This is a genomic window from Alteribacillus iranensis, from assembly GCF_900113025.1.
GTDB classification, from domain to species: Bacteria; Bacillota; Bacilli; order Bacillales; family Marinococcaceae; genus Alteribacillus_A; species Alteribacillus_A iranensis.
Genome location: NZ_FONT01000002.1, coordinates 108880 through 131253, shown reverse-complemented (window position 1 = coordinate 131253; position 22374 = coordinate 108880). Strand labels below are relative to the sequence as shown.

At 40.5% G+C, this 22374-nt stretch carries 18 protein-coding genes and 1 pseudogene; 13 read left to right on the top strand and 6 right to left on the bottom strand.

What is annotated here, in order from left to right; genetic code table 11:
* Positions 1–7: 7 nt before the first annotated feature.
* Both BM095_RS04740 and BM095_RS04735 read right to left on the bottom strand, forming a co-directional pair.
* Positions 8–1354 carry a GntP family permease gene (locus BM095_RS04740; protein ID WP_091658255.1) on the bottom strand — a complete coding sequence of 449 codons (1347 nt, stop codon included), beginning with the start codon at positions 1352–1354 and terminating at the stop codon, positions 8–10.
* An 11-nt stretch (positions 1355–1365) separates the two neighbouring features.
* A complete protein-coding gene (locus tag BM095_RS04735; RefSeq protein WP_091658253.1) occupies positions 1366–2565 on the bottom strand; it encodes an iron-containing alcohol dehydrogenase in 1200 nt (399 codons plus the stop codon).
* Between the two features lie 237 nt (positions 2566–2802).
* Here BM095_RS04735 and BM095_RS04730 point away from each other — a divergent pair, with 237 nt between their 5' ends.
* A complete protein-coding gene (locus tag BM095_RS04730; protein ID WP_091658242.1) occupies positions 2803–4614 on the top strand; it encodes a sigma-54-dependent Fis family transcriptional regulator in 1812 nt (603 codons plus the stop codon).
* Positions 4615–4695: 81 nt separating this feature from the next.
* Here BM095_RS04730 and BM095_RS04725 read toward each other — a convergent pair whose 3' ends face one another.
* Positions 4696–5592 carry a chemotaxis protein gene (locus tag BM095_RS04725; RefSeq protein ID WP_091658240.1) on the bottom strand — a complete coding sequence of 299 codons (897 nt, stop codon included), beginning with the start codon at positions 5590–5592 and terminating at the stop codon, positions 4696–4698.
* A 341-nt stretch (positions 5593–5933) separates the two neighbouring features.
* On the opposite strand from BM095_RS04725, the gene BM095_RS04720 reads away from it, so the two are divergent.
* The 12 genes from BM095_RS04720 to BM095_RS16735 all read left to right on the top strand — a co-directional run bounded on the left by BM095_RS04720 (position 5934) and on the right by BM095_RS16735 (position 18730).
* The gene (locus BM095_RS04720) at positions 5934–6149 is read left to right on the top strand and encodes a hypothetical protein (RefSeq protein WP_091658237.1); all 216 of its coding nucleotides are present in this window, start codon (positions 5934–5936) and stop codon (positions 6147–6149) included.
* A 313-nt stretch (positions 6150–6462) separates the two neighbouring features.
* Positions 6463–7932, top strand: a complete 1470-nt coding sequence (locus BM095_RS04715; RefSeq protein ID WP_091658234.1) for an aldehyde dehydrogenase — start codon at positions 6463–6465, stop codon at positions 7930–7932.
* Between the two features lie 301 nt (positions 7933–8233).
* Positions 8234–9436: a metal-dependent hydrolase family protein gene (locus BM095_RS04710; RefSeq protein ID WP_177194693.1), complete on the top strand. Its 1203-nt coding sequence runs from the start codon at positions 8234–8236 to the stop codon at positions 9434–9436.
* Between the two features lie 13 nt (positions 9437–9449).
* Positions 9450–10622 (top strand): M24 family metallopeptidase, encoded by a 1173-nt coding sequence (locus BM095_RS04705; RefSeq protein WP_091658229.1) that lies wholly within the window; start codon positions 9450–9452, stop codon positions 10620–10622.
* A 14-nt stretch (positions 10623–10636) separates the two neighbouring features.
* Entirely contained in the window at positions 10637–11593 is a 957-nt protein-coding gene (locus BM095_RS04700) for a branched-chain amino acid transaminase (protein WP_091658226.1), read from the top strand.
* 213 nt (positions 11594–11806) lie between these two features.
* Entirely contained in the window at positions 11807–12814 is a 1008-nt protein-coding gene (dctP, locus tag BM095_RS04695; protein WP_177194692.1) for a TRAP transporter substrate-binding protein DctP, read from the top strand.
* 108 nt (positions 12815–12922) lie between these two features.
* Positions 12923–13456, top strand: coding sequence for a TRAP transporter small permease (locus BM095_RS04690; protein WP_091658220.1), 534 nt, complete (start codon positions 12923–12925; stop codon positions 13454–13456).
* A gap of 323 nt (positions 13457–13779) precedes the next feature.
* A complete protein-coding gene (locus BM095_RS04685; RefSeq protein WP_218151605.1) occupies positions 13780–15102 on the top strand; it encodes a TRAP transporter large permease in 1323 nt (440 codons plus the stop codon).
* Positions 15103–15515: 413 nt separating this feature from the next.
* Positions 15516–15638, top strand: coding sequence for an SEC-C metal-binding domain-containing protein (locus BM095_RS04680; protein WP_091659754.1), 123 nt, complete (start codon positions 15516–15518; stop codon positions 15636–15638).
* A 268-nt stretch (positions 15639–15906) separates the two neighbouring features.
* Entirely contained in the window at positions 15907–16887 is a 981-nt protein-coding gene (locus tag BM095_RS04675) for a siderophore ABC transporter substrate-binding protein (RefSeq protein ID WP_091658218.1), read from the top strand.
* A 509-nt stretch (positions 16888–17396) separates the two neighbouring features.
* Positions 17397–18353 carry a group II intron reverse transcriptase/maturase gene (ltrA, locus tag BM095_RS04670; RefSeq protein WP_245757812.1) on the top strand — a complete coding sequence of 319 codons (957 nt, stop codon included), beginning with the start codon at positions 17397–17399 and terminating at the stop codon, positions 18351–18353.
* Complete coding sequence (locus BM095_RS16735; RefSeq protein ID WP_245757811.1) at positions 18350–18730, top strand: group II intron maturase-specific domain-containing protein; 381 nt, start codon at positions 18350–18352, stop codon at positions 18728–18730. Before ltrA ends, BM095_RS16735 begins: the two co-directional genes overlap by 4 nt.
* A gap of 249 nt (positions 18731–18979) precedes the next feature.
* Here BM095_RS16735 and BM095_RS16730 read toward each other — a convergent pair whose 3' ends face one another.
* From BM095_RS16730 to BM095_RS04650, 3 genes and pseudogenes are all read right to left on the bottom strand, one after another.
* Entirely contained in the window at positions 18980–19537 is a 558-nt protein-coding gene (locus tag BM095_RS16730; RefSeq protein WP_143083181.1) for an AAA-type ATPase lid domain-containing protein, read from the bottom strand.
* A gap of 93 nt (positions 19538–19630) precedes the next feature.
* A pseudogene (locus BM095_RS16725) lies at positions 19631–20430 on the bottom strand (sigma 54-interacting transcriptional regulator); the annotation flags it as partial.
* 631 nt (positions 20431–21061) lie between these two features.
* Positions 21062–22345, bottom strand: a complete 1284-nt coding sequence (locus tag BM095_RS04650; protein WP_091658210.1) for a GntP family permease — start codon at positions 22343–22345, stop codon at positions 21062–21064.
* Between the last annotated feature and the right edge of the window lie 29 nt (positions 22346–22374).

Genomic DNA, 22374 nt, shown 5'->3' with positions numbered 1-22374 from the left:
ATAGGTATTAATAGAAGATCGTGTAGGCTGCGACAGCCAGGATTAATACGATCGTTGGAACGATGATACTTACTACAATAATCGGCTTATACGCACGTGCATGTGTTTCTCCACAAATGGCCCGTACAGTTGTGACGACGTATCCGTTATGCGGAAGCGAGTCGAGACCACCGGAAGCCAGAGCGGAAATACGGTGCATCGCGCCAGGATCAAGACCTTGCGTTTGATAAATAGGGGCAAGGATAGGAAGTGCAATCCCGAGACCGCCTGATGCTGACCCGGACACACCTGCGATAATCGTAACGGCTAACGCGAGTCCTGCATATTCGAGACCTGGAAGGCTTGTTAATACATCTACCATATTTTGAAAAGATGGGACTTCCGCTGCCACGCCGCCGAATCCTACTACCGCGCATGTATTCGTAATCGCTACTAAGGCGTTGTCTGTGCCTTTGGTCAACGCTTTTCCGTAGTTTGCGGCGTGTTTGTTCATTAACGTCCAACCGGCAATAATACCTATGAATAAAGCAATCATTACCGCGTTTTCTGTTGTGATCGGAAAGACGTTAGAAATAACATTTAATAAGATAATGACGAGAGCCAAAGGGATCATAGCAATGATCGGGTTAGGTAGTTTGCTTGTATCCTCTGCGTCTGCCTGTTCAAGTGTACTAGCGACTTCATTTGATGATGTGCTCACCAGCGCATTCGGTGGTGAGAAAGTTTCTCCGCGCTTTTTTGCTTTCATTGCCATCTTACCGAGTGCCCAGCCGCCAGCTATCATAATGACAAAAGCAGCAATCACACCGATGATACCGCCGGCAGTTGGCGTAGTGCCAAAATGTTCTGTTGGAATAAGATTTTGAATTTCCGGTGAACCTGGTGCGGTCATCGTAAAGGAAATACCACCGAATACGAGACACGCAGGAATAAAACGGTGCGGTAAATCAGCACTCTTAAACAAAGCTACAGCGATGGGATATACAGTGAAACCAACGATAAATACGCTGACTCCTCCATATGTCATAATACCGCAAGCGGCAACGACCGCGAATATGGCGCGCTGTGCACCAAACTTGTCTTTGACGAAATGAGCGATCGAATTCGCTGCTTTCGTATCTTCCATTACTTTACCAAAAATGGCACCGAGTAAAAATATTAAGAACCAAGAAGCAAAGAAGTTGGTGAAGCTTGCCATGTAAGGACCTGTCATCGCTTCCATCAAATTTAACCCACTTGTTAACGCTACCACAACGGAACAGATAATAGCAGCGATAATGATGTTCATGCCCCGCATCGTGAAGAAAATAAGTAGCCCGAGACCGACGATTAATCCAATATAACTTAGTAGCATCGTTTTACCTCCTACACCTTTTTGGCTGTACCATCAACCGCTTCATAGTCATAGCTGTAAGCAATGCGGTACAACTCCATAATTTCTTCTTTTGTCGGGACGATCGGGTTGTTGCCAGGGCTTCCACTCGCTAGTGCATCTTCTGCCATTTTTTCAAGGGACTGTTCAAACTCTTGAGCAGAAATGCCCCATGATTGTAAGTTAGGGATATCTAAATCTCGGCATAGTTCTTTAATGAAGGAGATTGTCTTATCAGCTGTTTCTTGATCAGACAACTCATCCACGTCATCTAAAATGGCACGTCCGATGTGCGCAAGCTCTTCGACGCAATGATTTTTCGTAAATTCCAGGACGACAGCGAGGAGCATAGCGTTCGAGATTCCATGCGGTACATGGAAAAGAGCTCCAATGGGGCGGGACATTCCGTGAACCAGGCACACCGATGAGTTGGAAAAAGCAATACCGGCCTGCATGGATGCGCGTGCCATGTCTTTTCGTGCCTCCATATTTTCTCCGTTTTGGTAGGCGTCTTTAATACTGCCAGTAATGAGACGAATCGAATCAAGCGCAAGCACGTCAGTCAACGGGTGCGACTTTTTCGAAATGTACGCTTCCAAACTGTGGCACAGCGCGTCAATCCCTGTCGCTACTGTCAATTTTGCAGGGGATGTTGACGTAAGAATAGGATCTACAATCGCAACTTCCGGTGTGATGACGGGTTGTTTAATCATCATTTTTATATCTTCTTTCGTGTTGGTCACCACAAATGCGTCTGTCACTTCGGACCCTGTTCCAGCCGTTGTAGGGATAGCTACCACAGGGAGTGGAGCATTCTCGATTGACTTTTTATTACCAACATAATCCATTAAAGCGTTATCATTTGTAGCCTGTACAGCCGTTGCTTTCGCGGCATCCATACAACTACCGCCGCCAAGACCGATAATGAAATCGCAATCATTTTTCTGAAGAATCTCTAACGCTTCAGAAACATGCGTGTCTTTCGTTTCAGAATCAACACCCAAGTACGTGACACAGTCGATGTCTTCGCTTGATAAAAGCTCGACCACTTTGTCAACGTAACCGAGATCTTTCATCGGCTGATCACTAATTAATAGAGGTTTTGATCCTAGTTTTGTTGCTTCCTCTTTTAATTGAATGAAACTGTCCTCGCCGTAATAGACGGCACCAGGGATTCGAAGTCCATGAATCATGATGTTATTCCTCCTCTTTCTATTTCAAAGCATGTTAAAAGTAGATGAATCCGTATGCCAAATAATATTGCAATAATCATGCCAAGTTTGAAATGGCGCTTTTATCAAATAATTATTCTTTTTTTGTCACATTCAGTGTATAATAAAAGAGACGAAAATATCCAGTGTTGTTTTTTACCATCTACACTTTTGTTTATAAATGGAGACAGTTAAAAAGAGAAGGAGGGACAAAAGATCATGGTGAGCTTAGACAATCAGATTGTCAGAGAATGGGTGAATAAAAAAGTAGTGACACTGAGGACTCATCAAACGATTCAAGAGGCAGTTCAGCTCATTTCTCGTCAAAAATCCTCCCATATTGTCATCGTAGATAAAGATAATTACGTAGAGGGCGTCATTTCTTTTGCCGACCTCATTGAATCAATATTGCAAGGTGTTGATCGAAAACAACCGCTCGGAAGTATCGCCAATCATGATTTTTCTTTTTGCTATGAAGATGATCCATTATCACGTCTCACTTTCAGAAAAGAAATCATAACATTGGCACTCGATCATAACGGTCGTCTGCTAGGGAAAATAGATGCATCCGACATAGCTAGACATGGGTTTGAAATGATGCAGCAGATCCAAACGTTAGAACAAATGATGGAGTGGTATAAATCAAGTTTTGAAACGGCGTATGAAGGGGTGACTGTCGTCGATCAACATGGCATCATTCGTCTGTTCAATGATTCATACGCCAGGTATGTGGCCATGAGCAGGGAAGAAGCTATCGGAAAACATTGCACTGAGGTTATTGAAAATACTCGTTTACCCGTTGTATTAGAGACAGGGATCCCGGAAAGAAACCAACCTCATACGTTGCGTGGTGTTCCCGTCATTGCCCATCGTCTTCCTATTTGGAGAGGAGACGAAATCATTGGCGCGGTGGGAATGTTAATTTTTGAAGGGGTATCCGAACTGTTCCGAACGTACGAAAAAGTGCAACGCTTCCGGGAAAAAAATGAAAACGATCGTGTTGCCTTAGGGATACCAAAGTCTTCAAAAGACGATGTGATCACAATTGATAAAATCATCGGCTCCAGTCCGGAAATATCCCATGCCAAAAAACAAGCGTTACGAATGGCGAAAACGACGGGAACGGTTCTTATCACAGGGGAGAGTGGCGTAGGGAAAGAGTTGTTTGTAAAGGCGATCCATCGGTCAAGCCCGGTGAAAGACGGTCCCCTTATTTCTGTGAACTGTGCCGCGATTCCTGAAGAGCTTATTGAGTCTGAATTGTTTGGCTATGAGGCCGGTGCTTTTACAGGAGCGAGGCAGGGAGGAAAACCTGGTAAATTTGAACTTGCTCACGAAGGCACTTTATTTTTAGATGAAATAGGGGATGTATCCATACATTTACAAGCAAAGCTGCTGCGTGTGCTGCAAGAGCAAACGTTTGAAAGGGTTGGGGGGACAAAAGAACAAAAAGTCAATGCCCGCATTATCGCAGCGACAAACCAACCACTCGAACAATTAATAGAAGAAGGGAAATTTCGAGAAGATTTATATTACCGGTTGAACATTTTACCTTTAAACATCCCGCCATTAAGAGAGAGGAAAATAGATATACCTATTTTAGTTTCTCATCTTATTGAAAGAGCGTGTGAGAAACATGGGTTGGAGCGGGTGGAAATGGATCAACAGGCAGTGATTGCCTTTATGCGTTATCACTGGCCGGGAAATATTCGAGAGCTCACTAATTTGCTCGAGCGTCTCGTCATTTTGTCGGAAAAACAGCGAATCACATGGGAGGACTTGCCCCCTTATATAAGAGCGTGTTATGAATCACCACCAGCAGAAGAAAGGGAAAGCGAGCCCAATGTCCAATCGGAAGAGGAGGAACAGGGTCTTATAAAGAAATATCAACTAGAGGATATGGAGCGGGAGAGAGAACTTATAGTTACGACCCTTCAGCAAGTAAATGGAAATAAAACGGCAGCCGCCAAGCATTTAGGAATTCATCGTTCTACGTTGTATAAGAAAATGAGGAAATTGGCAGTGGAATAACTGGTATCTTAAAAAAGAGGCGCCCAAAAGAGTATCATTTTCTACCTTTTGAGCGTCTTTTTCTTATGTCTGTTTTCATATTTAAATAACAAACCCGTCGACTTTGTCTAAGACATGTATAATATCCGGCTTACTGATTTGGGCATCCGCTCCTACTTTTTCTCCTTTATGATACAAATCATGCGTGATTAATGAAGAAAAAATGATGACGGGCAGCTGATGAAGGTCAGGATGGTTTTTAACATGTTTTGTTAAGTGGTGGCCATCCATCTGCGGCATTTCGATATCGGTAATGATAAGGTCCGGATAGGCTAAAGCCTCGTCTTCGGAGACACGGTTGAGGTACTCCCACGCTTCTTTTCCGTCTTGAAAAACAACGGTGGAGTAACCTGCACCTTCTAATGTATCTTTTAGCATGCCTTGTAGAACAGGGGAGTCTTCTGCGATCAAAATTTGTTTGTCTGCCCGCTCTTCTTTCTTTTCTCCTGCCGGAGGACCCATCTGAGAGTGAGGAGAAGTAGAGGACGTTTCCATTACGATTTTTTCATAATCTAACAGTAAAGCCATCTCGTTTTCCAACTTTACTACTCCAATGGTATACGTGTTTTCCCATTCATCAAAGTACACCGGCTTTTCAATTTGACCCCAGGTTAAGCGGTAAATTCGGCTCACATCATGAACATGAAACGCTGCTTTTCGGTTATTTAATTCGACGACAATAAACTTATCTTGTTCCGGGTTGGCTGATGGCTGACAGTGTAATACCTCCGTCAGATCGACAACAGGAATAATTTCATCTCTCAAATTAATGATACCTTCCACATACGGATGAGGATTTGGCGTTTCTGTCACCACAGACGGTTGAATAATTTCCCTCACCTTAAGCACGTTGATCCCAAACTTTCGTCCATCCACGTCAAACAAAATAATTTCTAACTCGTTCGTCCCACTTTCTAATAAAATATTGCTTTGGTTCATCGTTATTTTCCCCCTCACGTTCTCGAAACAGATCAGTTACTAGGTATATCGGATTGTTTCCGGTAAGTTTTAGACAGGAGGTGTCGTTGCTTACCAAATACTCTAGGAAAATCAAACGTTTGATTAACATCCACGTCAGACTTTCGAATTAGAAAGCAAGGGAGAAAAGTCCCTTGTTCTACTCTTGTTTTCTGCACGTTTGTCATTCACTATAAATATTCTTGAAAAAGGGAAAGTAGAGGAGAGAAGGGTATGGAAAAATGAAAAGGGTAGCAGCTGCGTTGGGGGTTACATTGTGAGTAACTGCTTCCGGGAAAACGGCTTCAGAGACAAGTGAAGAGATGACGGAAAAGAAAACAGAAGATACGATGGTCGGGGAAGAAGCGGAGCAGGAAGAAGAATCACTTGGTGCGACCACTGATGACAATAGTACAAGAAGGCCAGACAATGACCATGTTCCAATTATCCCAAGGAACTTTTCTGATTATGACGAAGCCGGTGCCATCAAAATCCCAGCAGACACGAAAAAAATGCTAGTGACATGGAACAGCAAATAGAAGATATCGAAATGGAAGAAAATACACCATATAAATAGGAAGAGAGGATTCCTGCCTCCTGCCGGCTCCCCAAAGTAGAGATTTTTAGCGTTTTTTGGTATTTTCTTATGCCTCACTTAGTACGTTCTTTTCGGCATAATTTATCAATAATCCCATCAACTTTAACAATCGTGTAGGTTTTTATCCCACATTATGCAATTAAACACTGGATTTTAAAACATCTTCATAATATAATTCTATCTATAAAAATTTAAGAACATTCAATTTAAGAACATTCATAATGTTCATTATTATTGTCAGGAGGAGTAATATTGTGAAGAAAGAATTACTAAATGAAAAAGTAAAAGTTTCTGATGCTAAACTTTTTATTGACGGCGCATACGTTGATGCTTTATCAGGTGATACCTTCGATACGATTGATCCTGCAACCAATATAAAGCTCGCATCGGTAGCTAAAGGTAATGAACATGACGCAAAGCGTGCCATTGAAGCAGCCCAACGTACTTTTGAAAGCGGAATCTGGAGTAACATGCCTGTTGAAGAAAGGTCGGACATCCTTTGTAGAATGTCCGACTTAATACTGGAACGGGTGGATGAGCTTGCTTACCTAGAAACCCTTGATGTGGGGAAGCCAATTACCGAAAGCCGAGGCTTTGATATTCCACGTGCTGCACAGAACTTCCGCTTTTTCGCAGAAATGGCGAAATACGTGGTTCAGGAAAACTACCAAAAACACAATGTTATGTCATATGCCGAATACGGGCCAGCTGGTGTGACAAGTTTAATCATTCCTTGGAATTTACCCTTCATGCAATTGACTTGGAAAGCCTCTGCTGCATTGGCGGCAGGAAATACCATTGTCGTAAAACCGGCATCCTACACACCTTTAAGCGCTGTGAAATTAGGTGAAATTGCTAACGAAGCAGGGTTACCGCCTGGTGTATTAAATATTATTACGGGACCGGGAAGCACGGTTGGTACAGAAATGTGCACAAACCCGTATGTGCAGCGTATTTCATTTGTCGGTGAAAGCAACACGGGGAAAACGGTCATGAGAAATGCGTCAGAGAACTTAACCCCTGTTTCACTGGAACTCGGAGGGAAATCTGCGAATATCGTTTTCGAAGATGCTGATTTAGATGAAGCGGTTTCCGGATCCATTGAAGCCATTTATCGAAATCAAGGTGAAATATGTTTGGCAGGATCACGACTGCTTGTCCAAGAAAGTGTGTACGATGAGTTTCTAGAAAAGTTCACTAATGCCGCAAAGAACATTAAAGTAGGCGAACCGACGGATGAACAGACAGATATGGGAGCCCTTGTTTCAAAAGGGCACATGGAAACGGTAGATGAATATGTGAAAATCGGTATTGCGGAAGGCGCTAAATTGGCGCACGGAGGACAACGTGTGGCAGGACTTGATAAAGGTAACTTTTATGAGCCGACTGTTTTATATGACATTGATAATAAAATGCGGGTAGCTCAGGAAGAAATTTTTGGCCCGGTTATCGTTATCATTCCTTTTAAGACAGAAGAAGACGCGATCCGTATTGCTAATGACTCGATTTATGGACTCGCCGGAGTCGTGTGGACCAATGATATGAGAAGAGCGAGAAGAGTTTCTTCTGCGGTAGAAGCAGGTTTATTGTGGGTCAATTGCTGGTACATCCGGGACTTACGAACGCCGTTTGGTGGATCGAAAGCGAGTGGTATCGGTCGTGAGGGAGGACGCCACAGTTTTGATTTTTATACAGAAGCTAAAACGGTAACGATGAAATTGTGAATATAACCATTTCAATTCTCCCTTAGCTAAAAATTATTTCTAAGTTAAGATCTCTCTTTGAAATATTTTTCTTGTTCATTTCATGATAATATTATTTTCTTACCTAGTTTTGCTCCTTTTAGGTATTTATTTTTAAAAAATTTAAAATAATAGAATTTATGTTAAGCAGTTAACAGTTTACAATGCCTCATTAATATAAAATATAAGTAAGAAAAATGTAATAAATGCTTATTTTTTAAATAGCAATAATGACCATCAGGATGGCGGACTAATAAAACAAATAAATGTTGGAGTGTTCAGGGTGGAGAAAAATAAGATTATTCTTAAAAATTGCTTTATTGTTGACGTAAATAAAGAAAACCATATTACAAGCGGAGCTATAGTAGTACGTGATGGAAAAATAGCATGGCTAGGTCATACAACAGATATAGAATGGACTGAGAAGTCTGCAAAAGTAATTGACTTGAAAGGACTAACCGTTGTCCCAGGCTTAATTAATGTCCACGTTCACCTGTGCTTGTCTGGGGAAGCGAACCCAAACTTACTAAATCAATCGGATATAGAAACTACTATTAATGTTATGGATAATTCTAACAAAACGTTATCTGGCGGTGTAACGACTATTCGTGATTGTGGATGCAGCAATTCAGCTGCCATAGAAGTTTCTAAAGCGATTGAATCGAAAAAAATAAAAGGACCAAGAATTGTTTCAACAGGGAGAGCTTTATTAATGACAGGGGGGCATGGAAGATTTTTGGGTCGAGAGGTGGATGGAGTTGAAAATCTTAGGCAAGCTGCTCGAGAAGAGATAAAAGCAGGTGCCAAAGCATTAAAAGTGATTGCCACGGGAGGCGTTTTATCTCCAGGGACAGAAATAGGAGCTCCTGAATTAAATTATGAGGAAATTTCTGCTGTCGTTGAAGAAGCTAGGAAAAGAGGAATAACTGTGGCCGCTCATGCCATAGGTACTACGGGCATCATGAATGCTATCAGAGCTGGTGTAGATTCCATAGAACATGGTAGTTATTTGACAAACGATGGCATTGATTTAATGAAAGAAAAGGGCATATTTCATATCCCGACGTTAACAGCCTACCATCGCGTTGTGGAAAATAGTAATAACTCAAAGATGGACAGTACAACCGTTCAAAAAGCTAACCAGGCACACGATGATAACATGAAAAGTTTTATTAACAGTAGACAAGCAGGTGTGAAATTTGCTACAGGTACTGACGCGGGAACTCCATATAATCCTCACGGAAATATTCACATGGAGATGAGATTAATGGAGGAAAGTGGAGTTTCAAAGATTGATATTTTACGTGCTGCTACCATTAAGGGAGCAGAATTACTTCAATTAGAAGACAGGGTAGGTTCTATTTCTGAAAATAAAATAGCAGACATAATAGCAGTAGAAGGAAATCCACTTGAAAACATGGATGCAATAAAAAACATCAAATTGGTCATAAAGGAAGGCGACATCGTTTATTCTACCCTTCAATAAAGGAGATGATTTCATGGTAAGTGAAATAATTCATAAGGATTTACCCTTTGAATTGGTTGAGTATCAGAATAGATTAAAAAAACTGAAAAAAGAAATGGCCTCTGAAGGTGTAGATTATCTGCTAGTAAATGATCCAGTAGACTTGAATTATTTACTAGGTTATCGGTCTTGGGGGTTTACCTTCCTTGATTGGCAGGTATTGATTATATCTCTAGATTATGAACCAATTTTAGTTACAAGAAAGTTAGAATCTACAAATTTTAAATATCAAACATGGATTGAAAATATGGTGACATTTAGTGATGAAGAAGATCCGATGGACCGAACAATTGAAGTGCTGACACAACGAGGGGTAGTCAACAAAAGAATAGCACTATCGTTTCATTCATGGTTTATAAACGCTAATCAGTTTCTAGCACTAAAAGATAAACTACCTAACGACGTGGAAATAGTGGATGGGACAAACATAACTATTAAATGTAGACTAATAAAATCAAGTCGGGAAGTCACCTATATTCGCCAGGCGGCAGATATAACAAGTAAAGTGATGAACCAAATCAAAGAAATTTCCAACGTATATCCAACAGAAAATGATATCGCACAGAGAATAATGAATGACTTAATTTCATCAGGCAGTGAATTTCCTGCTACCCCTCCATTTATAGGAGTAGGGAAAAGGTCGACATATGGTCATCCTACTTGGGAGAATTATAAAACATCAAAGGGAGATGTCGTCTTCCTGGAATTCAGTGGATGTACTTACAGGTATCATGCACCTATTATGAGAACATTAAGTATAGGGGAACCATCGAACCAAGCGAAAAGGTTTGAAGAAACAAGCAGAGGAGTAATCAATACGATAATAGATTCCATTCAACCAGGTATGAAAGTGGAAGATATCGACCGAATTTGTAAGGAATATTTATCTAGCAAAAATATGAATCAATATTTTCATAATCGAATTGGCTACTCTGTTGGCATTGGATTCACTAAATGGATGGATGGAATGAGTATAAAAAAAGGAGTAGATATGGAACTGCAAGAAAATATGGTTTTCCATATCATACCTTTTATTACGGATTTTGAAATTAGTGTAGCAATTAGCGAAACAATTTTAATAAATAAAAATGGTGCAGAAAAATTGACGAATGCTCCGCAAGAGATTTTCGTCCTCGATAATGAATAGAAGGAGCGATAAATATGGAAAAAGTAAAGAAGTGGTTTCCTGATGTAGAAAAAATATGGTTTAATGGTAAGTTGGTAAAATGGGAAGAAGCCAATATTCATGTATTATCTCATGGCGTTGCCTATGGATCAGGTGTTTTTGAAGGACTTCGTTGTTACAACACGATTTACGGTCCGAGAACGTTCCGAGTCAAAGAACATATCGAAAGATGGAGAGATTCCGCTAAACAATTAAGAATGACAATACCTTATAGTGATGAAGAACTGATTGAAGCAATTAACAACACTATTATAGAAAATGATTTAGAAGCCTGTTATATTAGACCGTTAGCATTTTTCGGTTATCATTCTTTGGGAGTAGATCCGCTTGATTGCCCTGTAGATGTAGTAATAGCAACATGGCCATGGGAAGATTACCTTGGTTCAGCGGCTAAGAGTAAAGGAGTACGTTGTTGTTTTTCACCGTGGATTAGAGTCCATTCTCAAATGGTTCCTTCCGCTGCAAAAGCAACCGGATTGTATATAGGTTCTATGTTAGCTAGAGTTGACGCAAAAGACAAAGGTTTTGATGAAGCAATCATGTTAGACGGAGTAGGGAATGTAGCTGAAGCGTGTACAGAAAATATCTTCGTTGTGAAAGATGGTGTAATTGCTACTCCAGGATTAGATTCATCCATATTACCTGGCATCACCAGAAAGTCAATCATTGAGTTAGCAAAAGAATTAGGTTATACGGTAGAGATAAGAAGCATAGCTAGAGGAGAAATTTACAGTGCAAATGAGGTTTTCCTTACAGGAAGTGCTGCGGAAATTAAACCTGTTAGAGAAGTAGATGCTAGAAAAATTGGTAGTGGGGAACCGGGACCAATTACGAAACATTTAATTTCAGAGTTCTCAAATATAGTCAGAGGAAAAAATTCGAAATATTTGAAATGGTTGGACTCTGTTATTAATGTTAAACCCGTTACATGATTGGCATCCAGGATAATAAACCGAGAAAACTGTATATTCACTTGTTTTCCGAAACTGGCGATCTACTGTGCAAATGAAGAAGCTGACTTTTTTAGTATTTGGGAAATCTACTTCCATGTACCAGAATAAAAACTAAATACTCCTTTAATGATAAAAGCTTCCTCGCAAAACTCACCCGCACTCAGGGAAAAAAATAAAAGGAGAAGTGAGCGGATGAAAAAATCCAGACATTTAATCTTATTCTTGTGTTTATTGATAGGAGTAACGGGCTGTGGAAGCAATCAAGGAGCAGACGAAGCTGCTGGTAAAAATAATGAGGACGGCACCCACACATTAAAATTAGTAAGCGTATTTCCATCAAATCATGCATATACAAGAGACGTTGTCCCAATGTGGATAGATAAGGTGGAGTCAGAGATGGAAAACATTACAATAGATTGGATTGGAAGCGACGAAACGATACCGGTTCCAGAACAATTTAGTGCCGTTCAAACTGGTATTGCTGACGTTGGGTTTAATGTTGCTGCTTATTTCGGAAATGAAGTTCCCGAGGCAGAATTTGCGTCTTTGTCTCCTTTTACACCTTCAGAAGAAAGAGAAAACGAATTTTTTAATTACTTGTCAGGGGTATACGAAGATGCTGGAGTTGTTTATCTAGGTAGATGGTTAAGCACATTTCCATTCTATTTTTGGAGTAATGACGAAGTAAAAACGTTGGAAGACTTCCAAGGGTTATCGATCCGATCCAATCCAGTATATCATAGGTCACTCGAAGCTTTAGGTGCAAACCCCGTCGCCGTTGTACCAAGTGAAATATATACTTCTTTAGAAAGAGGAATGGTAGATGGGTTTGGTTTTCCGTTATTAGGACCTAGAGAAGATGGCTGGACAGAAGTTACAAGTTACCTTATTAATGAACCGTTCTTTAATCAACAAGCTGGTATCTATATTAACCCGGATGCCCTGTCAACTTTGCCTGAAGGGTCAAAAGAGAAACTGATCGATATCACGGCAGAGTTTGAGAAGGATATGGTTGATTATTTCGATGAAGAAATTAATAAGGAGATGAAAGCGGTTAAAGAGGCTGGGGTAGAGTTGACTACTTTAAGTGAAGAAGAAAGTAGAGAATTTCAAGAAATTGTGTATGAGGCAAAATGGAGTGAATTAGAGGAAAGCATGCCAGATGCAGTGAAAGAAGTAAAAGAGATATTTAACCAATAGAATAATAGAGTAGATGAAAGGTCCCCAAAATATATTTTCGTTAAAGACGATACTATTGGGGACTTTCAGGCTTTTCTTTCATATTGCGATCATGCGGGGGAGTGAGAGATGTTAAGAAAACTATCAAAAATGCTAGATATGGTCGAAAACATTATGTTAGTCATTGGATCAATTTTGCTAGTTTTATCTGTTTTAACAATAGTTCTAGAAGTTTTCTCCCGATATCTAGCCAACACCTCTTTTGTTTGGGTGATTGAAATCAATGAATATATTCTTTTATATTTACCATTTTTAGTAGCGGGTTGGCTGTTGCGAAATAATGGTCATATCACTCTTGATTTGATTGAGGGTTTACCAGAAAAGTTAAATACTCTTTTAAATATACTTGTAAATTTAATTGGTGTTTTTGTTTGTGCCATCATCACGTGGTACGGATTGTTAACAACTATTGATTTTTACACACAAGGTGTCCATAGTTACTCGGTTCTAAAAATACCACAAGTATATGTTGTATTAGCTATTCCAATAGGAGCCGGTGTGTTAATGCTTGAATATATCAGGAAATTATACAGGGGAACATCAGGTGCGAAGAAAAATGTCAAAGCGGATGTGAATAATGCTGATCAAGATTACTCTGCATGAATAAATAGAAAATGCGTCAGCAACCTAGGTTTGAAGAAGGTGGACCGGTTTTTGTCATGATATACGGGAGATGTGTGTGCCACAAGATTTATCATCCTAACGAGTGATTGAGCACTGAAGTAGGATTGAAAAACAAGCATAATTAGGAACATATATGGACTGTAATTACAATGGTTCTCCTCTTAGACAAATTTACTTTTCGCTGCAGTGATATTTAGTTGATGACAGGTTGGGAAGTTTGTGATACCAAGATGAAAATATTGAGAAATATTGAGTAGAGACAGAAAACAGCAAGGTAACTTTTATTGCAGGGAGGGGTTACGTTGGGGTGGATCCAATTATTATTGTTAATATTGATAGGCTTACTACTGTTAATGCTTATAAAGCTTCCAATTGCCTTCGCGTTTATGTTTATTAATATTATGGCAGCAATATTTTTATGGGGAGGAGAAAGAGGATTATTTTTATTAATTCAAAGTATTCAAGATTCATTAACATCTTTCTCTTTAGCACCTATCCCTTTTTTCATTCTGATGGGTGAAATTATGTTTCATGGTGGGATAGCCTCAAAACTAATAAATACGATAGACAAGTGGTTTGGGAAACTACCTGGAAGATTAAGTATGATGTCAGTAGGAGGGGGAAGTTTACTTTCAACCTTAACAGGTTCCAGTATGGGGAGTATAGCTATCTTAGGATCAACTCTGTTACCTGAAATGGAAAATAAAGGTTATAAGAATCCTATGTCCATTGGACCTATATTAGGAAGCGGTGGGCTGGCAGTCATGATACCTCCAAGTGCTCTTGGAGTTTTATTAGCATCTATTGGTCAAATCTCTATAGGAGATTTTATGATTTCCATTATTCTGCCTGGCGTTTTAATGGCTATTTTAATGTCTGTTTATATAATAATCAGAGCGAAAATGAATCCAAGTATTGCACCTACTTATGAAGTACAGGCTATTCCTTTTTCTGAGAAAGCCATAGATACAATTAAATACATTTTACCATTGAGTTTTATTATATTTTTGGTAATAGGGCTAATTTTTTTAGGCGTTGCGACACCTACAGAGTCTGCAGCTATGGGGGTATTTGGTAGTGTGATTTTAGCGTTGTGTTATAAATCTTTTAATTACAAGGTGGTCAAAGAATCGATCATTGGTACCCTAAAAATAACAGGTATGATTTTAATCATCGTTGCTGGATCTGCCGCTTTTAGTCAAACTCTTTCCTACACTGGTGCTACTCGTCATTTGACAAGCATGGTATCAGAGGCACCTTTAAGTCCGATGATCATTGTACTGTTAATGTTGCTCTTGGTTATCGCATTCGGAACGTTTATGGAATCTATCACCATTATGATGATAACACTTCCAATATTTGTACCCATTGTAGAAATACTAGGCTTTAATCTACTATGGTTTGGAGTGTTGATGCTTATTGCTATTGAGATAGGAACAATCTCTCCTCCATTCGGAGTTAATTTGTTTGTTATGAAATCAGTGGTAAAAAAAGGAGTATCGATGAAGCAAATTTATGCAGCAGCGTTTCCATTTATAATTATTAATTTACTACTAGTCTTTTTAATTATTTTAGTACCAGAAATAACGACTTGGTTGCCAGACATGGTTAGAAGCTCTGAATAGTAAGGATATAAGCTAATTAAGAAAAATTTCTCTCACAGACAGAATGGTACAGCTCTTTTACGAGAGTTCCCCAACTTAACTTTATCAAGAGGACCGGTATTATTGCCTGGGCTATTTCGATAGGCTTTTTACCGGTATGGACATCGTTTAGATTTTTTGAAAGAAAAGTTAGCCAATAACATAGTTATATAAGAAACTCTAATTTCTAATTAGGGGGATATGATTAAGTGTGGTACAAAAATGAGACAAAGGGGCTGTCAGATCTTAAATACGACCCTTTACAGTCCTTTTTCAGTGATGACAGATATGGAGGAAGCGGCATATAGTTTCTTCCCGGTCATTGGTGAAAGCCATCCTTACCTGTCACTTTGGAAAAAAACGCGTTAGAACGCGAATACTATTTCCATGAGCGAATGGATGCAAGCGCGGAAAATCGCCCTGTCGTCAAGTTAGAAAAACGGGAACGTAATGATCCTTGCTTTTGCGGGAGTGGGAAGAAATATAAAAAATGCTGCGGAGCTAACAAGGGCATATGAAACGGGGCTGTCTCTATGTATGGGGCAGCCTCGTCCTGTTCGTTTCGACTTCCGAGGCAGCTTTTGGAGCAGTCGATTCTATGGATGGGGAGAATGTACAGAAGGTGGGATATTAATCGAGAGTGTAGATAATCTCATTAATTTGTGAAAAGTTATTGACATATAAAAATGCCATGCTATGATGAGAATAGTTATCAATGATAATGAATCTCATTATTGTTTAATAAGTACATAATAAATAAAGGTAAAGGAGAAAGGAGAAGGATTGATGAAGAAATTTCGTAATGTGGCAGGGATGTTATTGATGGCTTTAACGGTTTCGGCGTGTGGCGCTGGTGGAGAGGAAGAGGGATCCACAGAAGCTTCCGGAAGCAGCAACGGCAGTGAAGGGGGAAACAACGAAGCTGCTGAAGAAATCGTTATAGAACATCAACTTGGAGAAACAACCGTAGAGGCTAATCCTGAGGAAGTTGTCGTTTTTGACTTTGGCAGTCTCGATACACTAGACACATTGGGAGTGGACGTGGCCGGAGTACCTCAAGCAAACATTCCTTCATACTTAGAAGAATATGAAAGCTCCGACTATGAAAACGTGGGTGGCTTAAAAGAACCAGACTTTGAAAAAATCGCCAATATGGCACCGGATCTCATCATTATTTCTGGACGTCAGCAAGATGCCTATGAAGAATTCAGTAAAATTGCTCCAACCGTTTTCTTGGAAGTGGATACTCAGGACTACATGAATTCTTTTGAAGAAAACGTCACAACTCTCGCTAAAATTTTTGAAAAAGAAGCAGAAGCTGAAGAGCACCTAGCAGAAGTGAAAGCAGATGTAGAAGCATTAAATGAAAAAGTATCTGCGAAAGACGAAGAAGCTCTTATCGTTCTTGCCAATGATGGTAAAGTCAGCGCTTATGGTTCCGGCTCCCGCTTTGGCATCATCCACGATGAATTTGGGTTCCCGGAATCGGATGAAAATATCGAAGCATCGACACACGGACAAAGCGTATCCTTCGAATATATTGCAGAACAGGACCCGGATTACTTGTTTGTTATAGATCGCGGGGCGGTAGTAGGCGGTCAATCCTCCGCTCAGCAAGTTGTTGAAAATGAACTCACCGAAAAAACAAAAGCGTACCAAAATGACCGTATTATTTATCTTAACCCTGACTTCTGGTACCTCTCCGGCGGCGGCTTCGTATCCGTATCCGAAATGGTAAAAGAAGTAGAAAGTGTCATAGAAGGATAGAAGGGAAGCTGCCTAGGCTAATGAATAGCCAGGGCAGCTTTTTTAGTGCGCCCGGCATGGGCTATAACTTGGTGGTGAAAGTCCACTACAGGCTTGGCAGTGGGAACTGTTAGCCAAAGGCAAGGATGTCCATCGCGAGGTGGAATCTGAAGGAAGCCGGAGGCAAATTCCCGAACTGACGGACAGAAACTGTATACAAGGCTGAATTGGAATGGACGAGTTTGCTAAACAAAACGAAGTCCGATACTGCCCGAGTTCCATACAGTAAATACAGCAGTTACATGGGATGAAGGTTATAGCTCTTACCCGGGGAGGCCTCACGGACGGGTAACCCCCGGTTGAAATAAGATTTATCGTGAGGAGTCAGCAGAGGCCATAGTAGTTTCTGAATGGAAACGAAGGGCTGAACAATCTTAAATCTTGGAAAACAAGGAGGTGTAGGCATCGCCGCCTAAGCGCAGAAAACATCGCGGTACTGACCAAAAGATGGCTGCCTGTGGAGAGATAGGTTGGAAACCAAAGGGTACACAGGAGCGCGCAGGGATGCCGACATGGACATGAAAGAACAAGACGGTATCGAACTGATTGACAAAGTTATTGCAGGTAAAAACCTTTGGAGCGCCTATAAGAAAGTAAGAAAGAATAAGGGCGCCCCGGGAATCGATGGTATTACCGTATATCAACTGAAAAGACATATGGAAACATACTATCAGCCACTTAAAAAGAAATTAAAAGAGGGAACCTATCAGCCTCAGCCAGTCAAAAGAGTTGCCATCCCCAAACCTGATGGCGCGAAACGTTACCTGGGCATTCCATGTGTACTGGATAGAGTAGTACAACAAGCTATACTTCAAGTAATCGAACCCATCATAGACCCACACTTTTCTCAGAAGAGCTTCGGATTCCGTAAAGGCAGAAATGCCCATCAGGCAATTAAGCTTGCGGAACAATATTACGAGGATGGTTACAAGGTCGCGGTGGATTGCGACCTGAAAAGTTACTTCGATACAATCCACCATCAAAGAGTTAGAGCGTATCTGGAGGAGTTCATCCTGGATAAAACTGTCCTTAAACTGATCTGGAAATTCCTTCGATCAGGAATCCTTGACAAAGATATCTATATTGAGACGACAGAAGGTGCCCCGCAAGGGGGACCCCTCTCTCCAATATTGGCAAACGTCTATCTAAATAAATTAGATAGAGAACTTGAACAAAGAGGACATCGTTTCATTAGGTATGCCGATGACTTCGTTATATACGTAAAGAGTTCGAGGGCCGGTGAGCGAGTGATGCAAAGCGTCACAAAGTTCATCGAGAAAGACCTTAGACTCATTATAAATCAAAAGAAAAGTAAAGTCTGTGGGGCAACTTCAGCTATATTCCTTGGATTCAACATACAAAATCACATGGGAAAGTCGGGTGCCGGCCAAGCAAGCCGGCAAAACAGCGATTCAAACTTAACTTGAGGAAACTGACCAGTCGGAAACGTCCGGGAACATTCAGACAGATAATCAAAGAAATCAATCAGGTAACAGTTGGATGGATTAACTACTACGGGGTTTCTAGAATGAAGTATTTCATCATCAAAATCCAGCAATGGTTACACCATCGACTGCGACAACTCATCTGGAAAAGGTGGAAAAAGGTTAAAACAAAATACAGGATGCTTCGAAAATATGGAATCAATCACGACAACGCCATGAAATATGCAAATTCCCGGAAGGGATATTGGCGAATATCACGAAGTGAAGTCCTGCATATCGCAATAACAAAAGAAAGACTCACAAAGTGGGGATTAAAAGACATGTTCCAACTTTATGAGTCTCGATACTCAAAAGATTGAACCGCCGTGTACGGAACCGTACGCACGGTGGTGTGAGAGGTCGGCTAATCAAATAATGATTAGCCTCCTACTCGATTATTATCAACGGTTGCTGAAGCTAGAATTTGAAAGAATGACATACGTCGCATGAAAGGTTCATAGAGCAAAGAAATCGAGGGACGCGATGGGTACATGTCGTATGAACGCTTCATGAGACAAGAAATCAAAGTTGAGAGCTGAAATCCTGCTGTATAGACAGTGTTTTGCCGTTCATACGACAAGCATCTGATAGAATGCAAGAAAAATATGTCGCATGAAAGTTTTATAGAGCAAAGAAATCATGGAATGCGATGGGAACATGTCGTATGAGTGATCCATGAATGTTGGAGAGAAGTGATTACACTTCTCTCGTGAATAACGAGTCGGGGTTTCACCAAACACTGATTTATATTTTTGTAACTTTCTTACGACCGTTGGCTGGGTAACGCCAAGATACTTAGCCATGGCGGTGGTACTATTACAACGTTCCAAAGCCTCTCCGAGCACCCTCATTTCTGTCTCTTTCATAATCTCCGGTAGAGGTTTTCGACCTAAGGCATGTAACGAAACTGATAAATAATTGGAGTCGATTTGTTCTGGTAAATGTTCAGGCAAAATTGTTTGGTCGTCGACAGTTAAAATAAGTCTTTCCATAATGTTTGATAATTCACGGACATTACCAGGCCAATGATACTGGAGGAGACAATCAATGGTTTCATGTGAGAATTCTTTTTGTGTTTTATAGCGTTTAATAAATGTGTTTGTTAACTCCATAATTAACGCTAACAAATCTTCTTGACGTTCTTTTAAAGAAGGAATCGGGATATGAATAACAGATAGTCTGAAATACAGATCTTCTCTAAATAAATTTTCATTAATCCGTTTTTCTAAATCTCTATTTGTTGCCGTGATAGTCGGAAATTGACTGTCTTCGCTTCCGTTTCGCCAATACGATAAAATTTCTTTTCTTGTATAAGAGTTAGCAGTTTTGACTGCAAGCTAAAAGGCATTTCTCCGATTTCATCTAAGAAGAGAGTACCATCATGCGCTTCTTCGACAAGGCCTTTTTTTCCTTTTGGATTAGCTTCAGTAAATGCGCCGGGTGTATATCCAAAGAGCTCAGATTCTAAAAGTGATTCGGGAATGCTGCCACAATTGATGGAGACAAACTTCCCTTCTCGTTTACTCGTTTTGTGTATATGCTCGGCAAGTATTGTTTTTCCGACCCCTGATTCTCCAGTTAACAATACAGTTGCGTCTGTTTCGGCTACTTTATCAATCGTTCGCAACACATTTTTCATTTTCTCACTCTTCGCAATGATAGAAGACGGGGTTGTTTTCTTCAGTTGCAGCTCTACTAATTCTTTCTTTATGCTATTCAGCTCGCCTTCTACTTTTTTTACATATGCTTTTAGTTCCTCTAATTCGGTAACGTCTTGAGAATAGCAAGCAATATATTTAATTTGGTCATGATCATCATAAATAATATTTCCCGTCACGAGAAGTTTTTTACCATTCCGCGTTGTTTGAATTAAAGTTTGTTTCTTTTCTGTCTCAAGCACTTTTCGAGTAATGGAAGGCACAAACACTCCTTTTTTTTCCAAGTCGAACACAGAACTTCCGATAATTTCTTCTCTTTTCATATCAAACCAGTATTCCGTAGAGTCATTTGCATACAACACTTTCCGAAAAAGCGGGGCAATCGCATATGAATTACCTCTGCCTTTTTTCTTTTAAGTCTTTGTGCAAAATTTGGTTAGCTCTCCAAACCCCTTGCATTTCTTCCACCGTTGCTTTTTTATCAAAACTCCAAAAATCACCAAAAAATTGAACATTTCTAATAAATCCCTTTTCTTTTTTTAAAGGGTATGCTTGTTGACATTTGGTGTTTTGACATAAAATGAGCGTTGCGTTAGAAATTTCATCTATAAGTTTATTATCAGCTTTGATTGTTTTGGGTTTTCACAATGCTCACAAGTTATCATTATTTTTTTCATCTATATCACTCCAACTAAAACAATTAATCGCATTCTTGGAATGGTAATATTAAAAAATACCTTTTCCAAAAATTTCACCTGTCTTACACCCATATTAGCATACCTATTAACAGTTATGGAACGTTTGTTCTCAACTTTTTTGATCACGATGAGATTTATCATGCAGTTTTGTATACTAATACCTCTTAAACAAATAACACTTAAAAATAGGGTGCGAAAATCATTGCGATTTAGCACCCTATTGCTATTTCCTGTTTTGCACTCTTAAAGAGAACCTATTATCCTAACGAGTGACCGCTTTTCATTTTTGGCTATCCTAATAAATACCGAATGATGCGAGAAGAATAGCGACAGCGACGGAGAGAACGGGGATCAGGACAGCTACGATAAAGATGTCTTTGTAGCTGTCTTTATGTGTCATTCCTGTGATCGTCAAAAGCGTGAGAACTGCACCGTTATGCGGCAGGGCATCGAGTCCGCCGGATGCTAGTGAGGCGACGCGGTGAAACGCTTCAGGATCGATGCCGGTATCCATCGCGATTTCATAATAACGGGCACCGAGGGCTTCGAGAGCAATTCCCATTCCTCCGGAAGCAGATCCTGTGGCTCCAGCTAAAATATTTACCGCCACCGCTTCAGAGATTAATGGGTTGCCACGGATACCCATTAATAGGGCAGTGAGTCGTTCAAACCCAGGAACGACTTGCACGACGGTTCCAAAGCCGACAGCGGCGCTCGTGTTAATGATCGCAATAACAGAACCGCCTGCTCCTTCATTAATCGAATTCACGAATCCTTTGAATTTTGAAAGGTTTAATAACATGATGAGAACGATTCCTGAAATAAGAGCGACGACGATATCCCAGCCGAATAGGTTTAAAGTGACGAGAACAGTGAACAAAGGAAGAAGAGAAAGGACAAAATGCGGTGTGTCGCCTTCTACATCAAATATTTTGTTATCCTTCGGTTCTGTATAGGTTTCTCCCTTTTCTGTTAATTGCTTTTCACGCCAACGTAAGTAAAGATACCCGCCTACAGCCATGACGATGGCGGCGACGATTCCCATGATTGGGGCTGCCATTGCGTTTGTGCCGAAATGCTCCGTCGGAATCAGGTTTTGAATTTGAGGGGTGCCCGGCACTGCTGTCATCGTAAAGGTGAAGGCTCCTAATGCGACAGTACCGGGAATAAGACGCCTGCTTATGTTTGCTTCCCGGAATAAGGTTAAAGCCAATGGGTAAACAGCGAAAACAACAACGAATAAACTAACGCCTCCATATGTTAAAACGGCACAGGACACGAGAACGCCTAAAATGGCTCGTTTCGTGCCAATTACTTTTGTGAACGCAACAGCTACAGACCTTGCCATGCCTGTGTCTTCCATCAGTTTTCCAAAAATAGCACCAAGCATAAAGACAGGGAACCAGCTTTTTGCAAAGTTGACAAAGCCACTCATATAGGTGTCTGTGTAGGCTTCCAGCAGGTCAAGGCCTCCCGTCAATGCGACGACACCGGCCGCAATAGGAGCGACCCAGATAATTGACCAGCCAAGGTAGGCAAGCCCCATCAATACAATCAGGCCTAAAATGATGCCTAGCATGCAAACTCCTCCTTTTCAAATTATCCCGG

What these genes read in the sequence shown, in the direction of transcription:
- BM095_RS04740 (WP_091658255.1), bottom strand. Translation starts at nt 1,354, where the DNA reads ATGCTACTAAGTTATATTGGATTAATCGTCGGTCTCGGGCTACTTATT.
- BM095_RS04735 (WP_091658253.1), bottom strand. Translation starts at nt 2,565, where the DNA reads ATGATTCATGGACTTCGAATCCCTGGTGCCGTCTATTACGGCGAGGAC.
- BM095_RS04730 (WP_091658242.1), top strand. Translation starts at nt 2,803, where the DNA reads ATGGTGAGCTTAGACAATCAGATTGTCAGAGAATGGGTGAATAAAAAA.
- BM095_RS04725 (WP_091658240.1), bottom strand. Translation starts at nt 5,592, where the DNA reads ATGAACCAAAGCAATATTTTATTAGAAAGTGGGACGAACGAGTTAGAA.
- BM095_RS04720 (WP_091658237.1), top strand. Translation starts at nt 5,934, where the DNA reads ATGACGGAAAAGAAAACAGAAGATACGATGGTCGGGGAAGAAGCGGAG.
- BM095_RS04705 (WP_091658229.1), top strand. Translation starts at nt 9,450, where the DNA reads ATGGTAAGTGAAATAATTCATAAGGATTTACCCTTTGAATTGGTTGAG.
- BM095_RS04700 (WP_091658226.1), top strand. Translation starts at nt 10,637, where the DNA reads ATGGAAAAAGTAAAGAAGTGGTTTCCTGATGTAGAAAAAATATGGTTT.
- dctP (WP_177194692.1), top strand. Translation starts at nt 11,807, where the DNA reads ATGAAAAAATCCAGACATTTAATCTTATTCTTGTGTTTATTGATAGGA.
- BM095_RS04690 (WP_091658220.1), top strand. Translation starts at nt 12,923, where the DNA reads ATGTTAAGAAAACTATCAAAAATGCTAGATATGGTCGAAAACATTATG.
- BM095_RS04680 (WP_091659754.1), top strand. Translation starts at nt 15,516, where the DNA reads ATGGATGCAAGCGCGGAAAATCGCCCTGTCGTCAAGTTAGAAAAACGG.
- BM095_RS04675 (WP_091658218.1), top strand. Translation starts at nt 15,907, where the DNA reads ATGAAGAAATTTCGTAATGTGGCAGGGATGTTATTGATGGCTTTAACG.
- BM095_RS04650 (WP_091658210.1), bottom strand. Translation starts at nt 22,345, where the DNA reads ATGCTAGGCATCATTTTAGGCCTGATTGTATTGATGGGGCTTGCCTAC.